An 18,212-nucleotide genomic window follows, 5' to 3' on the forward strand; every position below is an offset into this window, starting at 1 on the left:
GGGGTAACGTATTTTTTATCTAACTTCACTTGGCCGTATCACAGGTTCTGCTTGCAGACGTAAGGCGAGCCAAAGTCAACTCTGGAAAAGCGAGGAATTCATATGCAGACTTTGCTGCTCTGGTTATTTTATATCTCATCTTTTTATGCTTTTATCCCGGGTATGATTAGCCGCATTTTTGGTTACCGTGTCTTTCGTAAAGGAACTGGGCGAAATGAGTTCGCGTTGACCTTTGATGATGGACCTGACCCTCGATTTACACCGTTACTTCTGGATTTATTGAAGAAGTATGATGCAAAAGCAACCTTTTTTGTAGTAGGATCTAACGCTGAACGTTATCCGGATCTTATTAGGCGGATACATGAAGAGGGACATCTTATTGGAATTCATAATTATGTTCACAAGACGAACTGGCTCATGCGGCCCGCAACCGTTCGTCGGCAGATTCAGCGCACGAATGATATTATCTACAACATAATAGGCGAGCGTAGTACTTATTACCGTCCACCTTGGGGGATTGTCAATTTGTTCGATATTTCCAAGCGTCGCCAAGTTGAAATTGTTCTATGGTCGGTAATGTTTGGAGATTGGCGTGAGAAGCTTGGTGCGCAGCGTCTCACTGAGAAGATGCTGGCGCGATTGAATCCCGGTGAAGTGATGCTGCTGCATGATAGTGGCACAACGTTAGGTGCCGATCCGGACGCACCCGAGAATATGCTTGTAGCCCTTGAACTGACGCTGCAGGAGGCCCAAAGAAGAGGACTGCGCAGCATTCGAGTGGATGACATGATCAAGATGGCGGAGAAATCACCGATTCGGCGTTTATCCTTTGGTAAACGAGTACTGGTCGGACTCTGGTTGGCTTGGGAGCAGGTATTCCAAGTGATGTTCCAGCTCAAGACGATTAACCCGGCCGATCCATTCATGCATTATCGAATGCGTAAATATCAGGGAGAGCCTGTTGAACTTGGTGATGGAACCTTGCTGAGTAAAGGTGATAAAGTCATTGAGCTGCATATTGATAACAGGCAATTATTCGAGTTAGGTATTCATTCTCGTTCTTCTGCTCAACTTGCGATTCGCATGATCCGCAGAATGGAGAAAGGGTTGCCAATGCTGGCAGAAGTTATTGCCGAAGATGTAAACCTCGCGCAAGCCAAAGCACTTTATGGGGTTAGTATGATTAACCGTGGGCCAGAGAAATTCGGCTTTAGTGTACATGATTTGCCCGATGGCATATTCGCACGCTCCACCAAGTTTTACTTAAAGATCCTGTTAAGTGTGATTCATCCAGATGGTGGTGCTAGGCTCAAGGAGCGTAGTGAGGTCCTTGTACCGAAGCTAATCCTGATGCCTGTCTCAGAATTACTCAAGAAGATGAATAAGCAACTGCCTCATGATGAAAGGTCAGTAAGAAAACGTAAACTGCAGCAAGAAGAAGCGTTGTCACTTAATGATTCACTCACAGAAGTGGAATTGCCAGGGGCAACAGTAACGAATTGATTCATGATATTATTTAGTCTTATATAATGAACCGTAATATAGATGCCTCACAAACCAGAAATGGATTGTGGGGCGTTTTTTCTTGTGCCCAATAAAAAAGAGCAGTCCGACCATAGATTATCTAAGGTAGACTGCTCTTGTATGCCAGGAACAACTAGAACTCGGATTTGCTAATTAAATCTTCAGTACTGCACCGTTACTTGCGTTGGTAACCATTTTGGAATAGCGAGCCAGGTAACCAGTCTTAACTTTAGGCTCAAACTCTTTCCAGCCCGTACGGCGAACCGCTAATACTTCTTCGTCAACCAGGAGTTCAATCTTGCGATTGTTGAGGTCGAGTTCAATGATGTCTCCATCTTCAACAAAAGCGATCGGGCCGCCTTCAGCAGCCTCTGGAGAAATGTGCCCGATGCTAATTCCGCGGGAAGCCCCCGAGAAACGTCCGTCTGTAATCAGACCAACCTTAGCACCAAGACCCATCCCCACGATTTGCGATGTAGGAGCTAGCATTTCCGGCATTCCCGGTCCACCCTTTGGACCCTCATAACGGATAACGACTACATGGCCTTCTTTAACCTTACCGTTAGCGATACCTTCGAGTGCGGATTCTTGGGAATCAAAGCAGATCGCAGGACCTTTGTGATATCCACCAACAGAAGCATCTACTGCACCTACTTTAATGATGGAACCTTCAGGAGCCAGGTTACCGTATAGGACGGCGAGACCGCCTCTTTCGGAGTAAGGGTTATCGATCTTATGAATAACGGAAGTATCTTGGATCTCATGTCCGATTACGTTCTCGGCTAATGTTTTGCCGGTAACCGTCATGCAGTCTCCGTACAGAGCACCTGGTTTCTTCAGCAATTCATTCAAGACGGCACTAACGCCGCCTGCGCGGTCCACATCTTCGATGAAAATATCGGATGCTGGAGCCAGCTTCGCCAAATAAGGAACACGGTTAGCCACTTCGTTAATGCGTTCAAGCGGATAATCGATACCAGCTTCTTGAGCCAGTGCAAGGGTGTGTAGCACCGTATTGGTGGAGCCACCCATTGCCATATCCAGTGCAAAAGCGTTATCGAGTGATTCTTTAGTTACGATATCTCTTGGTTTAAGGTCTAACTTAATCAGTTCCATCAGTTGAGTGGCAGATCTGCGTACAAATTCTCTGCGCTCATCAGCTACAGCTAGGATGGTACCATTACCTGGCAATGCCAGTCCAAGTGCCTCTGCCAAACAGTTCATGGAGTTGGCAGTGAACATTCCTGAACAAGATCCACAGGTAGGACAACCGAATTGTTCTAATTCAAGCAACTCAGCATCATTGATTTTTCCGACTTGGTGAGCACCTACGCCCTCGAATACGGAGGTAAGGGAGAGTTTTTTACCTTTACTGTCTACGCCGGCTTTCATTGGACCACCACTTACGAACATCGTTGGGATGTTGACACGCAATGCGCCCATCATCATTCCCGGTGTGATTTTATCGCAGTTAGGGATGCAGACCATGCCATCGAACCAATGCGCGGAAACGACAGTTTCCAAGGCGTCAGCGATGATCTCACGGCTTGGTAGTGAATAACGCATGCCGATATGTCCCATTGCGATACCGTCATCAACGCCGATCGTATTGAATTCGAAAGGAACGCCGCCAGCTTCACGAATCGCTTCCTTAACGATCTTACCGAACTCTTGAAGATGCACATGACCTGGAACAATATCAATATAGGAATTGCAGACCGCAATAAACGGCTTTCCGAAATCTTCTTCTTTTACTCCGGCTGCACGCAGGAGACTACGGTGTGGAGCACGGTCAAAGCCTTTTTTAATCATGTCTGAACGCATTTTCTTAGCTGCCATATTGACATTTCCCCCCTAAATAAATTGCAATGAAATATAGTGTCGCATTAACGCAATGAACTCCAAAGACCTGCGTATATACGGTTTATAGAATGAACGGGGACGAGCTTCCTAGAGAAGAAGGCGAAGCCGATTCTATAAAAAATGCCGCTGTTTTGGTATAAACGGTTCCCGCCTATAATGAACGGAGAAGTCATTGTTATTAGTGAGTCTATCACAAAGAGCACGTTTTTTCTACCGGACAATGTGAAGTTTCTCATGAGGAGACCGACCTTAAATAGTATAAAAAAACCTATCCGCAAGGGGATAGGCCACTTATAATGAGCGCCTTAAGGCAACACGCTGCAGGGTGATCATCCAGCCAACGGGGGGCTCAACAATAGGATGCAGCAGCCTTTTTACACTTGGTTGGGCTAAGAGAATGGTCAGTAAGATTGCAGAAAGCACCAATAACATGGCACCTATAGAATGGTTGATATAAGCGTACAGGCCAGAAACAGCAGCAAAACGAACGATAAATCCGTGAAGTAGAAAAACATATAACGTACGGGAACCCCAGTCAGTCAGCCGGCTAAGCGAGTAAGGAATCCACCCCATAAACGCTAGTGCAGCAGTGATTTGTAGCCCGTAAACGCCCAGACGATAAATTCCTGCGTACCATTCTTGAAGCCCAAGCTGCATGTAGGTCATACTTCCATAAAGCCAGCCTATCGGCAAGTCTGATCCCCAAGATGCAAACAGAAGAAATAGAAGGATGGAGACTGCGGCAGCGGTAATTTTAATCCATTTTTGAAAAAAGCGAGAAAAGGACTGGAACGAAAAATGATAACCTAATACGAAGAATGGCAGGTATACAAAAGTGCGGCTAATGCTGAACCATACGCCATCAAGCTGTAGGTACCCAACGGCAATTCCAGCGGCGACAGCAAAAATGAATTGAGTGGCAGGCGCCCATTTACGCATCCCGATCATCAGTATACGCCAGAAGGCATGACTTGCCAGGAACCATAAGAGCAAATAGGGGGCGAAAAAGGAATGATGTATACCCTGCACCTGATATATGGTGGCGTCCAGCACAGAGTAGAGGCTTTGAAAAATAATGTACTGCAATCCGATTTGCATGATAATGCGACGGCCTTGTGTACCCGTAAGGTGTTTATTGGCAAAAAAGCCTGTAACGAGCACGAAGAGCGGCATATGAAAGCTGAAGATCCACATATATAAGCTATGCAAGCTGCTCATTGAGCCTATCAATGGTTCTATGGCGTTTCCAACAATTACAGTAACAATGAGAACAAAACGTAAATTTAGAAAAAAGGTCTTTCCAGGCGTGTCTAGCGAGTTTTCCCCTACCATGACTTCCCCCCAAAGATGCTTGATGCTTTAATTTTAAAATACAAGATTTTCTTCAATTGAATTGTGAATTAACTCACTATTGAAAGCGTTGTCATTAGTGCCAAATGTGGCGATGTGTTGAAGGTTGTTAGAACAGTGGGTTTCTACTATAATTTTCTTATATGCAGTAACATCCGGGAGTGGAGCATGTTGAAGAAAAGAATAACTAAGCGTCGTATTGGTTTAATTGTACTAATCATTCTTGTTGTAGCCGGATTGCTGTTGTGGAAATATTTAACTCCGTATGCACCGGCTGAAGAAGCCGAAACTGCACTGATTTCAAGTGGTGGAGTTACAGTTGAACAAAATGAAAACTGGATTTCGTTCGAACCCTCCATTACTAAGGGGGCCTCGATCATATTTTACCCTGGAGCTCTGGTGAAACCGGAAGCTTACTCCCCACTGGCGAAGGGCATTGCTGCTGCGGGGCATCCGTTCTACATCGCTAAAATGCCGCTTAATTTAGCAGTAACAAAGGGCGATGCTGCAGAAGAGATTATTCGTGTGCATCCAAAGCAATCTTTTGTTCTAGGTGGGCATTCGCTTGGGGGTGTCATGGCGTCACGTTATGCGATTGAGCATGCGGACCAGCTGGAAGGTGTGTTTTTCCTGGCTTCTTATCCAGATGAAAAAGGTAGTCTGCGTGAGACTACTTTGTCAGTATTGTCGGTAGTGGGTACAGAGGATCAGGTTATTGACAGAGACAGCTACAACAAAGGACGTTCCTATTTGCCAGATAATACGGTTTATAGTTCAATCGTCGGTGGAAATCACGCTCAGTTTGGAAGTTATGGACCACAAAAAGGAGACGGGATAGCAACCATTTCCGAAGAAGAACAGCAAAATGACACTGTGCGCGCCATGCTGGATTGGCTTGGGAATATCAGGTAGTCTTCGGTCTTTCCAACAAAGGGAGGATACTTATGCCAGAATTACAGATTAACGATGAATTCATACCCTGTTCAGGAATATTGTTCGACAAAGATGGCACGTTATTGGATCTATTAGCCACTTGGGGGAATTGGGCCGAGCTTGTACTATGTGGAATGGAAAATCAGCTTGCGATTATGGGAACTGATTTTATCGTGGATCGGAGTAAAGTGCTAGGTACCCAGCATGATGCTGCAGGAAAATTGATTGGTTATGATCCAGCAGGGCCGCTCACCATGGCTACAGAAGAAGAAAGTTATGGTGTGCTTGCATGGCAGCTGTATACTGCTGGTGTTCCTTGGAATGAAGCGTTGACCCGTGTAAAGAGTATAGCTAAGGACGCTATGTATGAATTACGCAAACGCCGCACGGTACAACCTCTAGAAGGGCTTCTTCCTTTTCTGGAACAGTGCGCGGCTGCGTCTCTCAAGCTAGGGGTGGTTACCTCAGATGGCGCAAAGACCACTCAGGAGCATCTGGATTGGCTTGGTATTGCTCATTATTTTCATTCGGTAGTTACAAGAGACAGAGTATTAAACGGAAAACCCGCACCTGAAATGGCTGAATTAGCCTGCCGGGAGCTGGGGCTGTCTCCTGAAGTGACGATTATTATTGGTGACAGTAATGCAGATATGCAATTGGGTAAAGGTGCAGGCTTACGCCTCGCCGTTGGAATCTCCAACATGGGTGATGGAAATCACTTGATTGACGCAGATGTGATTATTTCTAGCTATAATGAGTTAAGGATCACCTACTGATCAGCATACTAATGGAAAGGATGTGCTACAACATATGGATCAATTGCAGACACTTGCTTCTTGGATTAAAGACTGTGACAACATCGTTTTTTTCGGAGGGGCAGGTACATCAACAGAGAGTGGGATCCCGGATTTCCGCTCGGCAGCAGGATTATACCAGACTCAGCACAATTCACCTTATCCGCCTGAAGTGATGCTGAGCCGAACTTTTTTTATGTCCTCACCGGACATTTTTTTTGATTTTTACCGCAGTAAAATGATTCATCCCGATGCTCGTCCGAATGGCGCACATCTGCTGCTTGCAGAGTTGGAACGACAGGGCAAGCTTAAGGCAGTTATTACGCAAAATATTGATGGCCTACATCAGCTGGCGGGTAGCCAAAAGGTACTTGAGCTGCATGGTTCCATTCATCGTAACTATTGCATGGACTGCTCACGTTATTACGGGCTGGAGCAGCTCCTAAGTACCACTGAGATCGTCCCTCGCTGCCCCGAATGTGGTGGCATTATTAAGCCGGATGTTGTGCTATATGAAGAAGAATTGGACCACTCGGTGCTGGTGAGTTCTGTCGAAGCGATAGCAGATGCAGATATGCTTATGATTGGTGGAACCTCTCTTACGGTCCAGCCTGCGGCTAGTCTAGTCACTTATTTCCGGGGCAAACGTACGGTGCTGCTGAATGGCGACCCGACACCTTTTGATGATCAAGCTGATCTTCTGATTACAGATCGGATTGGGAAAGTACTCGGCAGTGTAAAGGATCTGCTTGGTTAGAAGGGATAATCTCATCGCTTGTCGGTTGCCAGATTATTATTGCGCTTAGTAGTTTAAAGATAAGGTAGTACAGAAACAGCGCGTAATGAGAGGCAGGGATAAGCAGTGGTATATGTAGCAAATGAAGCACGATATGAAGACATGCGTTATAACCGTTGTGGGAACTCAGGTCTTAAGCTTTCGGCAATCTCATTAGGACTTTGGCAGAATTTTGGTGGAATTGATACTTACGAGAATGGCAGAGAAATGATCACTCGTGCTTTTGATCTTGGAATTACTCATTTTGATCTAGCCAACAACTATGGACCACCAGCGGGTTCAGCAGAAGAGCTCTTTGGGAAAGTGCTTGCAAGTGATATGGCTCCATATCGAGATGAAGTGGTGATTTCTACAAAAGCAGGGTACAACATGTGGCCCGGTCCTTATGGCGAATGGGGTTCGCGTAAATATATGCTGGCTAGTCTGGATCAGAGTCTGAAGCGGCTGGGCATAGATTATGTTGATATCTATTATTCGCATCGGCCGGACCCGGAAACACCTCTTGAAGAAACCATGCAGGCGCTCGACCATGCTGTGCGTTCCGGCAAAGCTCTGTATATAGGATTATCTAACTATACCGCGGAGCAGACGCTCGAAGCGGTTAGAATCTTGCACAGCTTAGGAACGCCGCTCTTAATTCATCAGCCGAGTTATTCTATGCTCGATCGCTGGATTGAGGGGAGTTTACAGGGTGTGCTGGAACAGAGCGGAGTTGGCAGTATCGCTTTTACACCTCTGGCTCAAGGATTGTTAACCAATAAGTATTTAAATGGAATCCCAGAAGGATCAAGAGCGGCCAAACCCTCTGCTGCATTAAATGAAAGCCGAATTACACCGGATGTGAAGCGCAAGATCCACGCGTTAAATCAGCTTGCTGTTTCAAGAGGCCAGAGTTTGGCGCAGCTTGCACTAGCTTGGACACTACGTGATGGGAAGGTTACTTCTGCATTGATAGGGGCTAGCAGAGTTAGTCAGATTGAAGAGAATATAGCTGCACTTCAGCATTTGGAGTTCTCGCAGGCAGAATTGGATCGCATTGAGACTATTCTTCAAACGGAGAATGGAACTGGATGAAGACGTAGGTGAAGGGATGAGCTGCATCGATGGAGTTGCTTCAAGATGAGAACAAGGTGAAAGAGTGGGCCGAAGCCAACTCTGAATCTATAGGCTTAAATAGGTCGAAGATTGAGGCTAAGTATATTTGGAATCCTGGAGGGTTTGTAAACCAATCTTATCGCATAACGGATGGTCAAACCTTTCGTCATTTAAAACTCTCGCAAGAACAAAAAGCAGTGGGACTTAAACAATGGGTTAAGATCAGTGAACATTTGACTTATAATTACAAGGCACCACGGTTGATTAGGGAGATTACACAAGAAATAACATCTGGTTATTCTTATGGTTTAGTGTTTGATTTTATCGAAGGTAAACCATTAAGCTCCATTTCCGATCCACTGCCAGTGGTTGAAAAGGTTCTGAGGTCCCTTCATCAATTACATGCGGATAAAGGAATTAGGATGGCAGTTGTAAGTGAGGATGAGGACTACAATTATGCCGCCGCATTTACTGACGAATACATCAATCGATTTGAAGAAGATCTGCAAATTATTAGAGCGGAAAAGCATTTGCTGGACTTCGTAACGGCGGACACTTTAGATTGGTTCGATACAGAAGTGGAAGCTTTGAGAATTATGGTTAGTCAGCACCCTTCTTTTCAGAGAAAGGCGTCGGACATCGTACACAATGATGTGAATTGGCAGAATATCTTAGTCAATGATAATAATGAATTTTGGATTATTGATTGGGATGACCTTACGGTTTTTGGAGACGCTGCAATGGATTATTCCGTACTACTTTGGCCGCTCTATAAATCAAAAGATTGGACTTACTGTAGGGATCTAGTTATTGATTTAGCAGGCCTTGCAATATTGGAACGGATTGAGTTTTATTTTAGAGCGAAGCTCCTTGATGATGTGATTGATGTTCTCGCTGACTATGTTGAAGCGGAGCAAGTGCCAGAACTGAAGGAAATGGCTCAGAAAAGGGCAAAAGAGATACATCTTCGTGCTTACCCTGAATATCTGAGTCTATATGCAACATAACCGAAGCTAACTGAAAGATCAGCTTAATAAAGGGATTCACATATTGGACTTGCCTAATATGTGAATCCCTTTTTCAAAGGCTTCCCTTACTGATTTGTCTTTTTTACATGTCTAGTCGTTGTGAGACGGTAAGCGGTGGGTGACTGAGCACAAAACCGTTTGAATTGGCGTGAGAAGTATAAAGCATCGGTGAGCCCCACGGATGCTGCTACCTGTTCCACGGACAGCTCGGGCCGTTCACGCAGCAGCTGTCTGGACTTTTCAATGCGCAGCTTCAGCAAGTAGGTCACCGGAGATAATCCGGTCTCTTGCTTAAATACACGGGATAGATAGGCCCGGTTATAGCCAAGAGTATCACACATTTGTTCAATGGATACTGGATGAGCATATTGGGAGGCCATGTAGTGGATCATTTGCTTCACAGTACGCTTAACCTGCGATTCAGCTCCAGGAAGACGGGAGAAGGAAGAGAGTAAATCTGCGGCTTCACCTACAATGAGATAAAGATACCCTAGAGAAGTTAGGTGTGCACTTTCTTTGTTTGCTTTGAAGGCTTGCATGATACTGGAAAGGGCACCTGGGATGACGCTATCACCCGTTGTAGTCACCACAGGTTTTTGAGGTGTAAAGCCTGTCTGCAGCACGAGGCTATCAGCCTCACTCCCAGTAAAAGCTGCCCAGCGATAGCACCAGGGCTGATCTTTATCCGAAACATAACTGACCAGCTGTCCTGGATGAATAAGGAAGCAGTCACCTTTTCCCAGTGCATATTGATGATGTTCAGTACGGAAAACACCTGAGCCAGACTCTATAAAGTGAAGTAAATAATAATCGTAAATCTTAGGGCCAGCTTGATGCATAGGAATCGTCTGACTTTGACCAGCAAACAGTACATGGAGATTTTGTTTATCGTAATATACGGGATTAGATCCTACGGAATAAGTATGCTCCATTTGAGACAGCCTTTCTTGTGTTATTGTCATTTTATGGCTTATAGTTTAGGGTGTATCAATTATTTGTGTAATTATTATATTATGGGAAGTCACATTTATCCATACATTACACACATGATTGCATTATCAGAGGATGACTGATTCTATTATAATGAATACATAAAGAACGCTTTACTTATTCCCACTGGCTGAAGCAGCGAAAGGATGGAGTGGCATTAATGAGCACACAGGAACTTAAAAAGAAATTCATCGAAAAGTACGGGGTAAGCGAGCAAGAAGCTCAAGTATTTTATGCACCAGGCCGTGTTAATCTCATTGGAGAGCACTTGGATTATAACGGTGGATACGTGCTGCCGGCAGCTTTGGAATTCGGAACAACATTGATTGTTCGTCCACGCAGTGACAGCAAAGTGAATTTTGCATCTACTAATTTTCCTTATGAAGCATCTATTGATTATAGTGAAATTGGCAAGGCCAAAACTGGAGAATGGATCGACTATCCGGTTGGAGTAATGGTTGAATTGGAGAAGAAAAACACTCCAGTATCTAAAGGTTACGATCTGCTGTTCCATGGTGATATTCCGAATGGCGCAGGCTTGTCCTCATCGGCTTCGCTTGAAGTCGTGACTGCTTATGCTTTCCTAACTCTCGAAGGCGGCGACACGGATACCGTTGAGATTGCACTCTTGTCTCAGCGTGCTGAGAACCAGTACGTAGGTGTAAACTCCGGAATTATGGATCAGTTCGCAGTTGCTAATGGCAAACGAGATCATGCAATCCTGTTAATGTGCGATACGCTTGAATATAATCTGGTACCTTTCATCACAGGTGCTTACAAACTGGTTATCGGCAACACGAACAAACGCAGAGGACTTGTAGATTCCAAGTACAATGAGCGTCGTCAGCAGTGTGATGAGGCCTTGTCTATTTTGCAAAAAGAAGTTCCTTCACTAGCTTATCTGGCACAGCTCAATCGTGAACAATTCGAAGCACATCAAGATAAAATCACAGATGAAATTGTTAGACGCCGGGCTCGCCATGTTGTGGAAGAGAATCAACGTGTACTAGAATCCGTTGAGGTCTTAAAGAACAATGACCTGAAGCAGTTTGGACAGTTCATGAATGACTCACATACTTCCTTGCGTGATTTGTATGAAGTTAGCTGTGAAGAGCTAGATATTATGGTTGAAGAAGCACAGCGTATTCCCGGTACACTGGGTTCCCGTATGACTGGCGCAGGTTTCGGTGGCTGTACTGTATCCTTGGTACATGAAGATGATGTAGAACGTTTCATTCGTGAAGTAGGCGAGGCATATACCACAAGATCTGGTTTGGTTGGTGAGTTCTACGTTTGCGGCATCGGTAATGGTGTCCAAGAATTGAAGGGAGTGTAATCAAATGGCAATTTTAGTAACAGGTGGAGCAGGGTATATTGGATCTCATACTGTAGCAGAGCTGTTGGATCGCGGCGAAGAAGTGGTCGTCATCGACAATCTGCTAACAGGGCATCGTGAGGCGCTACTGGGTGGCAAGCTGTACGAAGGCGATCTGCGTGATAAGGAGCTGCTTGGCAAGCTGTTCGCCGAGAATGAGATTGATGCGGTTATCCATTTTGCAGCAAGCTCTTTGGTTGGTGAAAGCATGAAGGACCCAGTGAAATATTATGACAACAACGTATACGGCACACAATGCCTTTTGGAAGCTATGCAAAAAGCTGGCGTGAACAAAATCGTATTCTCGTCTACAGCTGCAACCTACGGCGAACCGGAAAAGGTGCCGATTGAAGAAACAGACCGTACCGAGCCAGCAAACGTATATGGCGAAACTAAGCTGACTATGGAACGCATGATGGCTTGGTTTGATAAAGTACTGGGTATCAAATATGTAGCGCTTCGTTATTTTAATGCTGCAGGTGCACATGCTAGTGGCAAAATCGGTGAAGACCATCGTCCGGAAAGTCATTTGGTTCCGCTGGTATTGCAAACCGCTTTGAAGCAACGGGAGAGTATCGCCGTATTCGGAGACGACTATCCTACAGAAGATGGTACTTGTGTGCGCGACTACATTCATGTTAGCGATCTGGCTGACGCCCATGTTCGCGCAGTAACCTATCTGCGTAGCGGAAGCAACAGTAATATTTTTAACTTGGGAAATGGACTTGGCTTCTCGGTAAAACAGGTTATTGAAACTGCGAAGAAAGTTACAGGACTAGAAATCCCTGTAGTTATTCAAGAACGCCGTGCTGGAGATCCGGCAGTACTGGTAGCTTCCTCCGACAAAGCGCGCTCTATCCTTGGATGGAACCCTCAGCATGCTGACTTAGAGAATATCATTCAAAGCGCCTGGAACTGGCATTCTGCCAATCCGCAGGGGTACGGAGAATAAGGGGCTTTAGATAGCTTAACTAGAGCATGAGACCCTACTTAAGGAGAATTGAAAATGCACAACGAGAATAAGGTTACGCCTGCTGGCCAGAAAGCCTTACATGCGATTGAGCAGCTAGTTCTGTTTGCACTACGTGAGCAGCTCATTGCTCCATCAGATGAAGACTATAGCCGTAATGTGCTGCTAGATCAGTTCGGATTTAGTGAGCCGTTCGTCGGCGAGATCGATCAAAGTCCACTTACAGGTCCACAGGTTCCACTGGATGCACTGATTGATTATGGTTTTGGAATCGGATTGATTCCAGAGAATAGCGACACTTACCGTGACTTGCTGGATGCCAAGATTATGGGACTCCTAATGGCCCGTCCATCAGACGTAAATGCGGAGTTCAACCGTTTAGCTGCTGAAAAAGGTATCTCCGCGGCTACAGATCGCTTTTATAAATTAAGCATAGATTCCAACTATATCCGGATGGACCGGATTTCCAAGAATGTCTACTGGCTGCAAGATTCGCCTTACGGTGACATCGAGATGACAATCAATTTGTCCAAGCCTGAGAAGAGTCCGAAGGAAATTGCTATGGCCCGCTTGCTCCCGCCGCCGGTCTATCCAAAATGTCTGCTGTGCCGCGAGAATGTTGGGTATGCTGGTCGGGTTAATCATCCGCCGCGCCAGAACCTGCGTGTCATTCCACTTCAGCTGAATAATGAGAAATGGCTCTTTCAGTATTCGCCATATGTTTACTACAACGAGCATTGTATTGTATTCCATCATGATCATGTGCCAATGAAGCTTACCAAGGATACCTTGAAGCGGCTACTTAGCTTCGTGGAATCTTTCCCGCACTATTTTATTGGCTCGAATGCAGACTTGCCGATTGTTGGCGGATCGATTCTGACGCATGACCACTTTCAGGGTGGACGTCACACCTTCCCTATTCAGAAAGCGCCTAAGGAAGATACGTTCACGCATGCATCTTATCCGGGTGTCAGCATTAATATCGTAAAATGGCCTATGTCCGTATTACGTTTGAATGGTGAAGATCCAGCGGTATTACTGGAGTGTGGCAATGCACTTTATGAAGCTTGGAAGGCGTATAGTGATCCTGATGCAGAAGTGTTGGCGTTCAGCGAAGTTGATGGTGAAGTGCAGCCTCATAATACCGTTACTCCAATCGTTCGTCGGGCAGAAGATGGCAGCTTCGAGATGGATCTCGTGCTGCGTAACAACCGGACTAACGAGCAATATCCTGAAGGGATTTTCCATCCCCATCGGGAGATGCACCATATCAAGAAAGAAAATATCGGCTTGATTGAGGTCATGGGACTCGCAATTCTGCCAGGTCGTCTGAAGGAAGAGCTCGATTCTATTGCGAGCATCCTTGCAGGAGATCAAGCACTATTAGAAGCGGTGAAGAATGACCCTAGTCATCCACTTGCGCAGCACACTGCTTGGGTTCAGGAGCTTGTAGAGCGTTTCGGAACGGCATTACAGCATGAAGAAGCCGTCAAGATTGTGCAGAACGAAGTCGGCATCAAGTTTACACATATTCTTGAACACGCGGGTGTCTATAAACGGACTCCGGAAGGGCAAGCTGCTTTCCGTCGTTTCGTGAAGAGCTTCGGCGCGATCTAAAGTTTGGAAAGGGGATGTCCTTAAGCCTGTAGGCTTAAGGACATCTTTTTTTTAGGTTATATATTTGGGGTCCCCGCAAAGTACCTGAGTTTGCATCGAAGTAAAGCACCACTTTGTGGGGATATTTATGTGGCTTGAAGCTAATCCATTTGAATGCGGCAATTCAGAGGTTTATAATACGAGTGAGCAAAACATTCTGAAATAACTAATGGAGGTTTACACATATGCGTAATTTTGATTTTTATAATCCTACCAAGCTGATTTTTGGACAGGGTACGCTGGAAGCGTTGAAGACTGAGGTTCCTAAGTACGGCAAGAATGTATTGTTGATGTACGGTGGCGGTAGTATCAAGCGTAGCGGTCTGTTCGATAAGGTCATGACTGAGCTGAACGCAATAGATGCTGTGGTTACTGAACTCTCAGGCGTAGAGCCGAATCCACGCCTTTCCACCGTACATAAAGGTGTAGAGCTGTGTCACGAGCATAATATCGACCTCATCCTCGCTGTAGGCGGCGGTAGCGTGTTGGACTGCGCTAAAGCAGTTGCTGTTGGGGCGAAATATGAAGGTGACATGTGGGACTTTGTTGAACGTAAGGCAGCTGCTCAAGATGCTCTCCCACTCGGTACAGTGCTGACGATGGCAGCTACAGGATCAGAAATGAATAGCGGCTCTGTAATCACCAACGAAGTGACCAAGGAAAAAATGGGCTGGGGCAGTATTCATGCATTCCCTGCATTTTCGATTCTTGACCCAGAGAATACCTTCACTCTGCCACGTGATCAGACGGTCTACGGTATGGTAGATATCATGTCTCATGTTCTGGAACACTATTTTCATACTGATGGCAACACACCGGTGCAAGACGGCTTCTGTGAGACTTTGCTACGTACGGTGATCGAAACCGCACCGAAGCTTATTGAAGATTTGAATAATTACGAACTGCGTGAGACGATCATGTATTGCGGCACAATGGCGCTTAACGGTATGGTTAGCATGGGTTTTGCAGGAGATTGGGCGACTCACAACATCGAGCACGCAGTATCAGCTGTATACGATATTCCACACGGTGGAGGCCTGGCCATTTTGTTCCCACAATGGATGAAATATAATATCGATACTGATCCTGCCCGTTTCCGCAAGCTTGCTGTAAACGTGTTTGGAGTTGATCCTGCGGGCAAGAACGATAAGCAAATAGGGCTGGAAGGAATTGAAGCGCTGCGTAGCTTCTGGGATTCCATTGGTGCACCGAAGACACTCGCTGATTATGATATTGATGACAGCGAGATCGGCAGTATGGCTGATAAGGCGGTTCGTTTCGGACCGTTTGGTAATTTCCGCAAGCTTGACCGTGAGGATGTAGTTGAAATTTATAAAATGGCTTTGTAAGTAAATTCTTCTACGAAAGAGACCCTTCGTCTTTAGTCTAGAAGATGTTATAGAACGTCAAAGAAGTGATTCTTCCATAATGGATGAATCGCTTCTTTGCGTTTATGCTCTACTGTGGATTTCTCCTCAACATCGTCCCTGATCTCCGCTGCTGCTGACCGCATTTTTCGTGCGTTTATCCTCAGAATGGAACTTTTATGGGTAAATATCCAAAGTTTGTGAAACCAATGACCTACTTTATTCGTTTAAAGTAATATGACAGTCCTGAATGAAGACAGGAGGAAGTAAATATGCAAACGCTGTATTTAGGCTGCTTGGCGCTAGGCGTCATATTTGCCATAGTCAGCGTCCTGGTGGGTGATGTGATCGGAGATGCTTTGCATGGAGTCTTTGATTTCGTATCCGTAGATTTTCTGAATCCCACCGTACTGGCAGGAGGAATAACCGTGTTCGGCGGAGCGGGCATTCTTCTAACCCGGTACAGCGCTCTGGAAGCTGGGGCGATCATTGCTTTATCTTTGTTAGCCGCCGCTTTTTTGGGAGTACTTATGTATCTAGGGGTGGTTAAGCCCATGGAAAAAAGCGAAATGTCCAATGGTTTCTCTATGAGTGATCTGCCTGGCAAGATCGGGGAAATCACAATTCCTGTTCCCGCCACGGGTTATGGTGAGATTATGGTAAAGTTTGGCGCCGGCAATAGCCTGCATACGGCAGCAAGCTTTGATCATGAGCTGCTTCCGGCTGGGATTAAAGTTGTTGTAGTGGAGGTTAGAGAAGGCGTTGCATTGGTGTCAGAATTCGAAAAGAGAAGAGGAGTGGATCTTTAATGTTCGGTATTCCTGAGTATTTGTTAGTCCCTGCTGTTGTCGTTGCTGTTTTGTTTGTGCTAGGTATCGCATTCTGGGCACGTTACAAAACTGTTGGACCAGATGAAGGGATGATCGTAACGGGGTCATTCTTGGGGAAAAATCATATTTCAGACGATGGTTCTGGTCGTAAAATAAAGATAGTACGTGGGGGCGGGGCATTTATCCTCCCTATCTTTCAGAAAGCTGAATTTATGTCGCTTCTTTCTCATAAACTCGATGTGACGACCCCGGAAGTATACACCGAACAAGGGGTTCCGGTTATTGCTGACGGTGTAGCGATTATTAAAGTGGGTAGCTCGACTGAAGATGTGGCGACAGCCGCTGAGCAATTTATGGGCAAACCGATTGAAGCGCTGAAGAGCGAAGCACAAGAAGTTCTTGAGGGTCATCTGCGGGCCATTCTCGGTTCGATGACCGTTGAGGAAGTATATCGTAACCGTGACCGTTTTGCGCAAGAGGTTCAAGGCGTGGCGGCACGTGATCTTAAGAAAATGGGTCTGCAAATTGTTTCCTTTACTATCAAGGATGTCCGAGACAAACATGGATATCTTGACGCATTAGGTAAACCGCGGATAGCTGCAGTGAAGCGGGATGCAGAGATCGCTGAAGCAGAAGCAGTGCGGGATGCGAGAATTCAAAAGGCAAACGCTGAAGAGCAAGGGCAAAAAGCAGAACTGCTGCGGGATACGAATATCGCCGAAGCCTCCAAGGAAAACCAGCTTAAGGTGGCTGCGTTTAAACGGGATCAGGATACAGCGAAAGCGGAAGCCGACCAGGCTTATCATATTCAAGAGGCACGTGCAAAGCAGACCGTTGTTGAAGAACAGATGAAGGTTGAGCTGGTACGTAAGGAACGTGAAATCGATTTGCAAGCCAAAGAAATTCAAGTTCGCGAGAAGCAGTACGACGCAGAAGTGAAGAAAAAAGCGGAAGCGGATCGTTACGCAGTAGAGCAAGCGGCGGAAGCTGATAAGGCGAAGAGAATGCGTGAGGCAGATGCCTTGCAATATAGTATTGAAACGCAAGCTAAAGCGACAGCTGAGCAAAAGCGTCTTGAAGGTCAAGCGATGGCGGATGCAGAGCTGGCTAAAGGTACAGCGGATGCTGAGGTTATCAGGTTGCGCGGTCTAGCGGAAGCAGAAGCCAAAGAAAAGCTGGCGGAAGCTTTCCAGAAATTCGGCGAAGCAGCCGTGCTCGATATTATCGTCAAAATGCTGCCTGATTTGGCTGGCCAAATCGCGAAGCCGCTGGCATCCATTGATAAGCTTACGGTTGTAGATACCGGTAATGGTGAAGGTGCGGCACGTGTCAGCAACTATGTAACCCAGTTGATGTCTACGGCTCCTGAGATGCTGAAGAGCGTCTCTGGAATTGACGTAGAGGCCCTGATTAAAGGGCTGACGACTAGATCCTCAGGGTCAACTGGAAGCAAGGTTGTTCCGGTCACACCAGTGACCTCCATACAACCTCCAGCAGCATCGGGGGGAGCGAGCAAAGCTTCAACTTCTGTGGCTGAGCAACCTGAGGACTAGTTAAAGCAATAACTACTATAGAATGATTTAACTTAAGGTAAGCTCGGTGATTGCTACCGGGCTTACTCTATGTTTTGGGTCTTAGCTT

The 18,212-nt window shown here is 45.9% G+C and carries 15 protein-coding genes; 12 read left to right on the top strand and 3 right to left on the bottom strand.

The window, feature by feature from the left end; genetic code table 11:
- Positions 1-102: 102 nt before the first annotated feature.
- On the top strand, positions 103-1,503 hold the full coding sequence (locus tag MKY19_RS07965) for a polysaccharide deacetylase family protein (RefSeq protein ID WP_339269752.1): 1,401 nt from the start codon (positions 103-105) through the stop codon (positions 1,501-1,503).
- Positions 1,504-1,677: 174 nt separating this feature from the next.
- On the opposite strand, the gene ilvD is transcribed toward MKY19_RS07965, so the two are convergent.
- Together ilvD and MKY19_RS07975 are read right to left on the bottom strand one after the other, a co-directional pair.
- Positions 1,678-3,363 (bottom strand): dihydroxy-acid dehydratase, encoded by a 1,686-nt coding sequence (gene ilvD / locus MKY19_RS07970; RefSeq protein WP_042125516.1) that lies wholly within the window; start codon positions 3,361-3,363, stop codon positions 1,678-1,680.
- 315 nt (positions 3,364-3,678) lie between these two features.
- Positions 3,679-4,719, bottom strand: coding sequence for a fucose 4-O-acetylase (locus MKY19_RS07975; RefSeq protein ID WP_339269754.1), 1,041 nt, complete (start codon positions 4,717-4,719; stop codon positions 3,679-3,681).
- 186 nt (positions 4,720-4,905) lie between these two features.
- Between MKY19_RS07975 and MKY19_RS07980 the strand changes: the two genes are divergently transcribed.
- The 5 genes from MKY19_RS07980 (at position 4,906) to MKY19_RS08000 (ending at position 9,362) form a co-directional block, all read left to right on the top strand.
- Complete coding sequence (locus tag MKY19_RS07980) at positions 4,906-5,649, top strand: alpha/beta hydrolase (RefSeq protein ID WP_339801878.1); 744 nt, start codon at positions 4,906-4,908, stop codon at positions 5,647-5,649.
- 32 nt (positions 5,650-5,681) lie between these two features.
- A complete protein-coding gene (locus MKY19_RS07985; RefSeq protein ID WP_339801882.1) occupies positions 5,682-6,446 on the top strand; it encodes an HAD-IA family hydrolase in 765 nt (254 codons plus the stop codon).
- Positions 6,447-6,480: 34 nt separating this feature from the next.
- Positions 6,481-7,221, top strand: a complete 741-nt coding sequence (locus MKY19_RS07990; protein ID WP_339801885.1) for an NAD-dependent protein deacylase — start codon at positions 6,481-6,483, stop codon at positions 7,219-7,221.
- Positions 7,222-7,326: 105 nt separating this feature from the next.
- Positions 7,327-8,334, top strand: a complete 1,008-nt coding sequence (mgrA, locus tag MKY19_RS07995; protein WP_339801888.1) for an L-glyceraldehyde 3-phosphate reductase — start codon at positions 7,327-7,329, stop codon at positions 8,332-8,334.
- 29 nt (positions 8,335-8,363) lie between these two features.
- A complete protein-coding gene (locus tag MKY19_RS08000; RefSeq protein ID WP_042186136.1) occupies positions 8,364-9,362 on the top strand; it encodes an aminoglycoside phosphotransferase family protein in 999 nt (332 codons plus the stop codon).
- Between the two features lie 86 nt (positions 9,363-9,448).
- On the opposite strand, the gene MKY19_RS08005 is transcribed toward MKY19_RS08000, so the two are convergent.
- Entirely contained in the window at positions 9,449-10,345 is an 897-nt protein-coding gene (locus MKY19_RS08005) for an AraC family transcriptional regulator (protein ID WP_339302279.1), read from the bottom strand.
- A gap of 188 nt (positions 10,346-10,533) precedes the next feature.
- Here MKY19_RS08005 and MKY19_RS08010 point away from each other — a divergent pair, with 188 nt between their 5' ends.
- The 6 genes from MKY19_RS08010 to MKY19_RS08035 all read left to right on the top strand — a co-directional run bounded on the left by MKY19_RS08010 (position 10,534) and on the right by MKY19_RS08035 (position 18,124).
- Positions 10,534-11,709, top strand: coding sequence for a galactokinase (locus tag MKY19_RS08010; RefSeq protein WP_060625251.1), 1,176 nt, complete (start codon positions 10,534-10,536; stop codon positions 11,707-11,709).
- 4 nt (positions 11,710-11,713) lie between these two features.
- A complete protein-coding gene (gene galE, locus MKY19_RS08015) occupies positions 11,714-12,700 on the top strand; it encodes a UDP-glucose 4-epimerase GalE (protein ID WP_339269763.1) in 987 nt (328 codons plus the stop codon).
- Positions 12,701-12,754: 54 nt separating this feature from the next.
- Entirely contained in the window at positions 12,755-14,335 is a 1,581-nt protein-coding gene (locus MKY19_RS08020; RefSeq protein ID WP_339801894.1) for a UDP-glucose--hexose-1-phosphate uridylyltransferase, read from the top strand.
- 224 nt (positions 14,336-14,559) lie between these two features.
- Positions 14,560-15,723 (top strand): iron-containing alcohol dehydrogenase, encoded by a 1,164-nt coding sequence (locus MKY19_RS08025; protein WP_339801897.1) that lies wholly within the window; start codon positions 14,560-14,562, stop codon positions 15,721-15,723.
- A 290-nt stretch (positions 15,724-16,013) separates the two neighbouring features.
- Positions 16,014-16,550 (top strand): hypothetical protein, encoded by a 537-nt coding sequence (locus tag MKY19_RS08030; RefSeq protein ID WP_042186148.1) that lies wholly within the window; start codon positions 16,014-16,016, stop codon positions 16,548-16,550.
- Positions 16,550-18,124, top strand: coding sequence for a flotillin family protein (locus tag MKY19_RS08035; protein WP_339801901.1), 1,575 nt, complete (start codon positions 16,550-16,552; stop codon positions 18,122-18,124). The genes MKY19_RS08030 and MKY19_RS08035 overlap by 1 nt, the downstream gene beginning before the upstream one ends.
- Positions 18,125-18,212: the final 88 nt, after the last annotated feature.

This window comes from Paenibacillus sp. FSL R5-0744, from assembly GCF_037972555.1.
Taxonomy (GTDB): domain Bacteria; phylum Bacillota; class Bacilli; order Paenibacillales; family Paenibacillaceae; genus Paenibacillus_AQ.

What these genes read in the sequence shown, in the direction of transcription:
- ilvD (WP_042125516.1), bottom strand. Translation starts at nt 3,363, where the DNA reads ATGGCAGCTAAGAAAATGCGTTCAGACATGATTAAAAAAGGCTTTGAC.
- MKY19_RS07980 (WP_339801878.1), top strand. Translation starts at nt 4,906, where the DNA reads ATGTTGAAGAAAAGAATAACTAAGCGTCGTATTGGTTTAATTGTACTA.
- MKY19_RS08030 (WP_042186148.1), top strand. Translation starts at nt 16,014, where the DNA reads ATGCAAACGCTGTATTTAGGCTGCTTGGCGCTAGGCGTCATATTTGCC.
- MKY19_RS07975 (WP_339269754.1), bottom strand. Translation starts at nt 4,719, where the DNA reads ATGGTAGGGGAAAACTCGCTAGACACGCCTGGAAAGACCTTTTTTCTA.
- MKY19_RS07965 (WP_339269752.1), top strand. Translation starts at nt 103, where the DNA reads ATGCAGACTTTGCTGCTCTGGTTATTTTATATCTCATCTTTTTATGCT.
- galE (WP_339269763.1), top strand. Translation starts at nt 11,714, where the DNA reads ATGGCAATTTTAGTAACAGGTGGAGCAGGGTATATTGGATCTCATACT.
- MKY19_RS08020 (WP_339801894.1), top strand. Translation starts at nt 12,755, where the DNA reads ATGCACAACGAGAATAAGGTTACGCCTGCTGGCCAGAAAGCCTTACAT.
- MKY19_RS07990 (WP_339801885.1), top strand. Translation starts at nt 6,481, where the DNA reads ATGGATCAATTGCAGACACTTGCTTCTTGGATTAAAGACTGTGACAAC.
- MKY19_RS08010 (WP_060625251.1), top strand. Translation starts at nt 10,534, where the DNA reads ATGAGCACACAGGAACTTAAAAAGAAATTCATCGAAAAGTACGGGGTA.
- MKY19_RS08005 (WP_339302279.1), bottom strand. Translation starts at nt 10,345, where the DNA reads ATGACAATAACACAAGAAAGGCTGTCTCAAATGGAGCATACTTATTCC.
- MKY19_RS08035 (WP_339801901.1), top strand. Translation starts at nt 16,550, where the DNA reads ATGTTCGGTATTCCTGAGTATTTGTTAGTCCCTGCTGTTGTCGTTGCT.
- MKY19_RS08025 (WP_339801897.1), top strand. Translation starts at nt 14,560, where the DNA reads ATGCGTAATTTTGATTTTTATAATCCTACCAAGCTGATTTTTGGACAG.
- MKY19_RS07985 (WP_339801882.1), top strand. Translation starts at nt 5,682, where the DNA reads ATGCCAGAATTACAGATTAACGATGAATTCATACCCTGTTCAGGAATA.
- MKY19_RS08000 (WP_042186136.1), top strand. Translation starts at nt 8,364, where the DNA reads ATGGAGTTGCTTCAAGATGAGAACAAGGTGAAAGAGTGGGCCGAAGCC.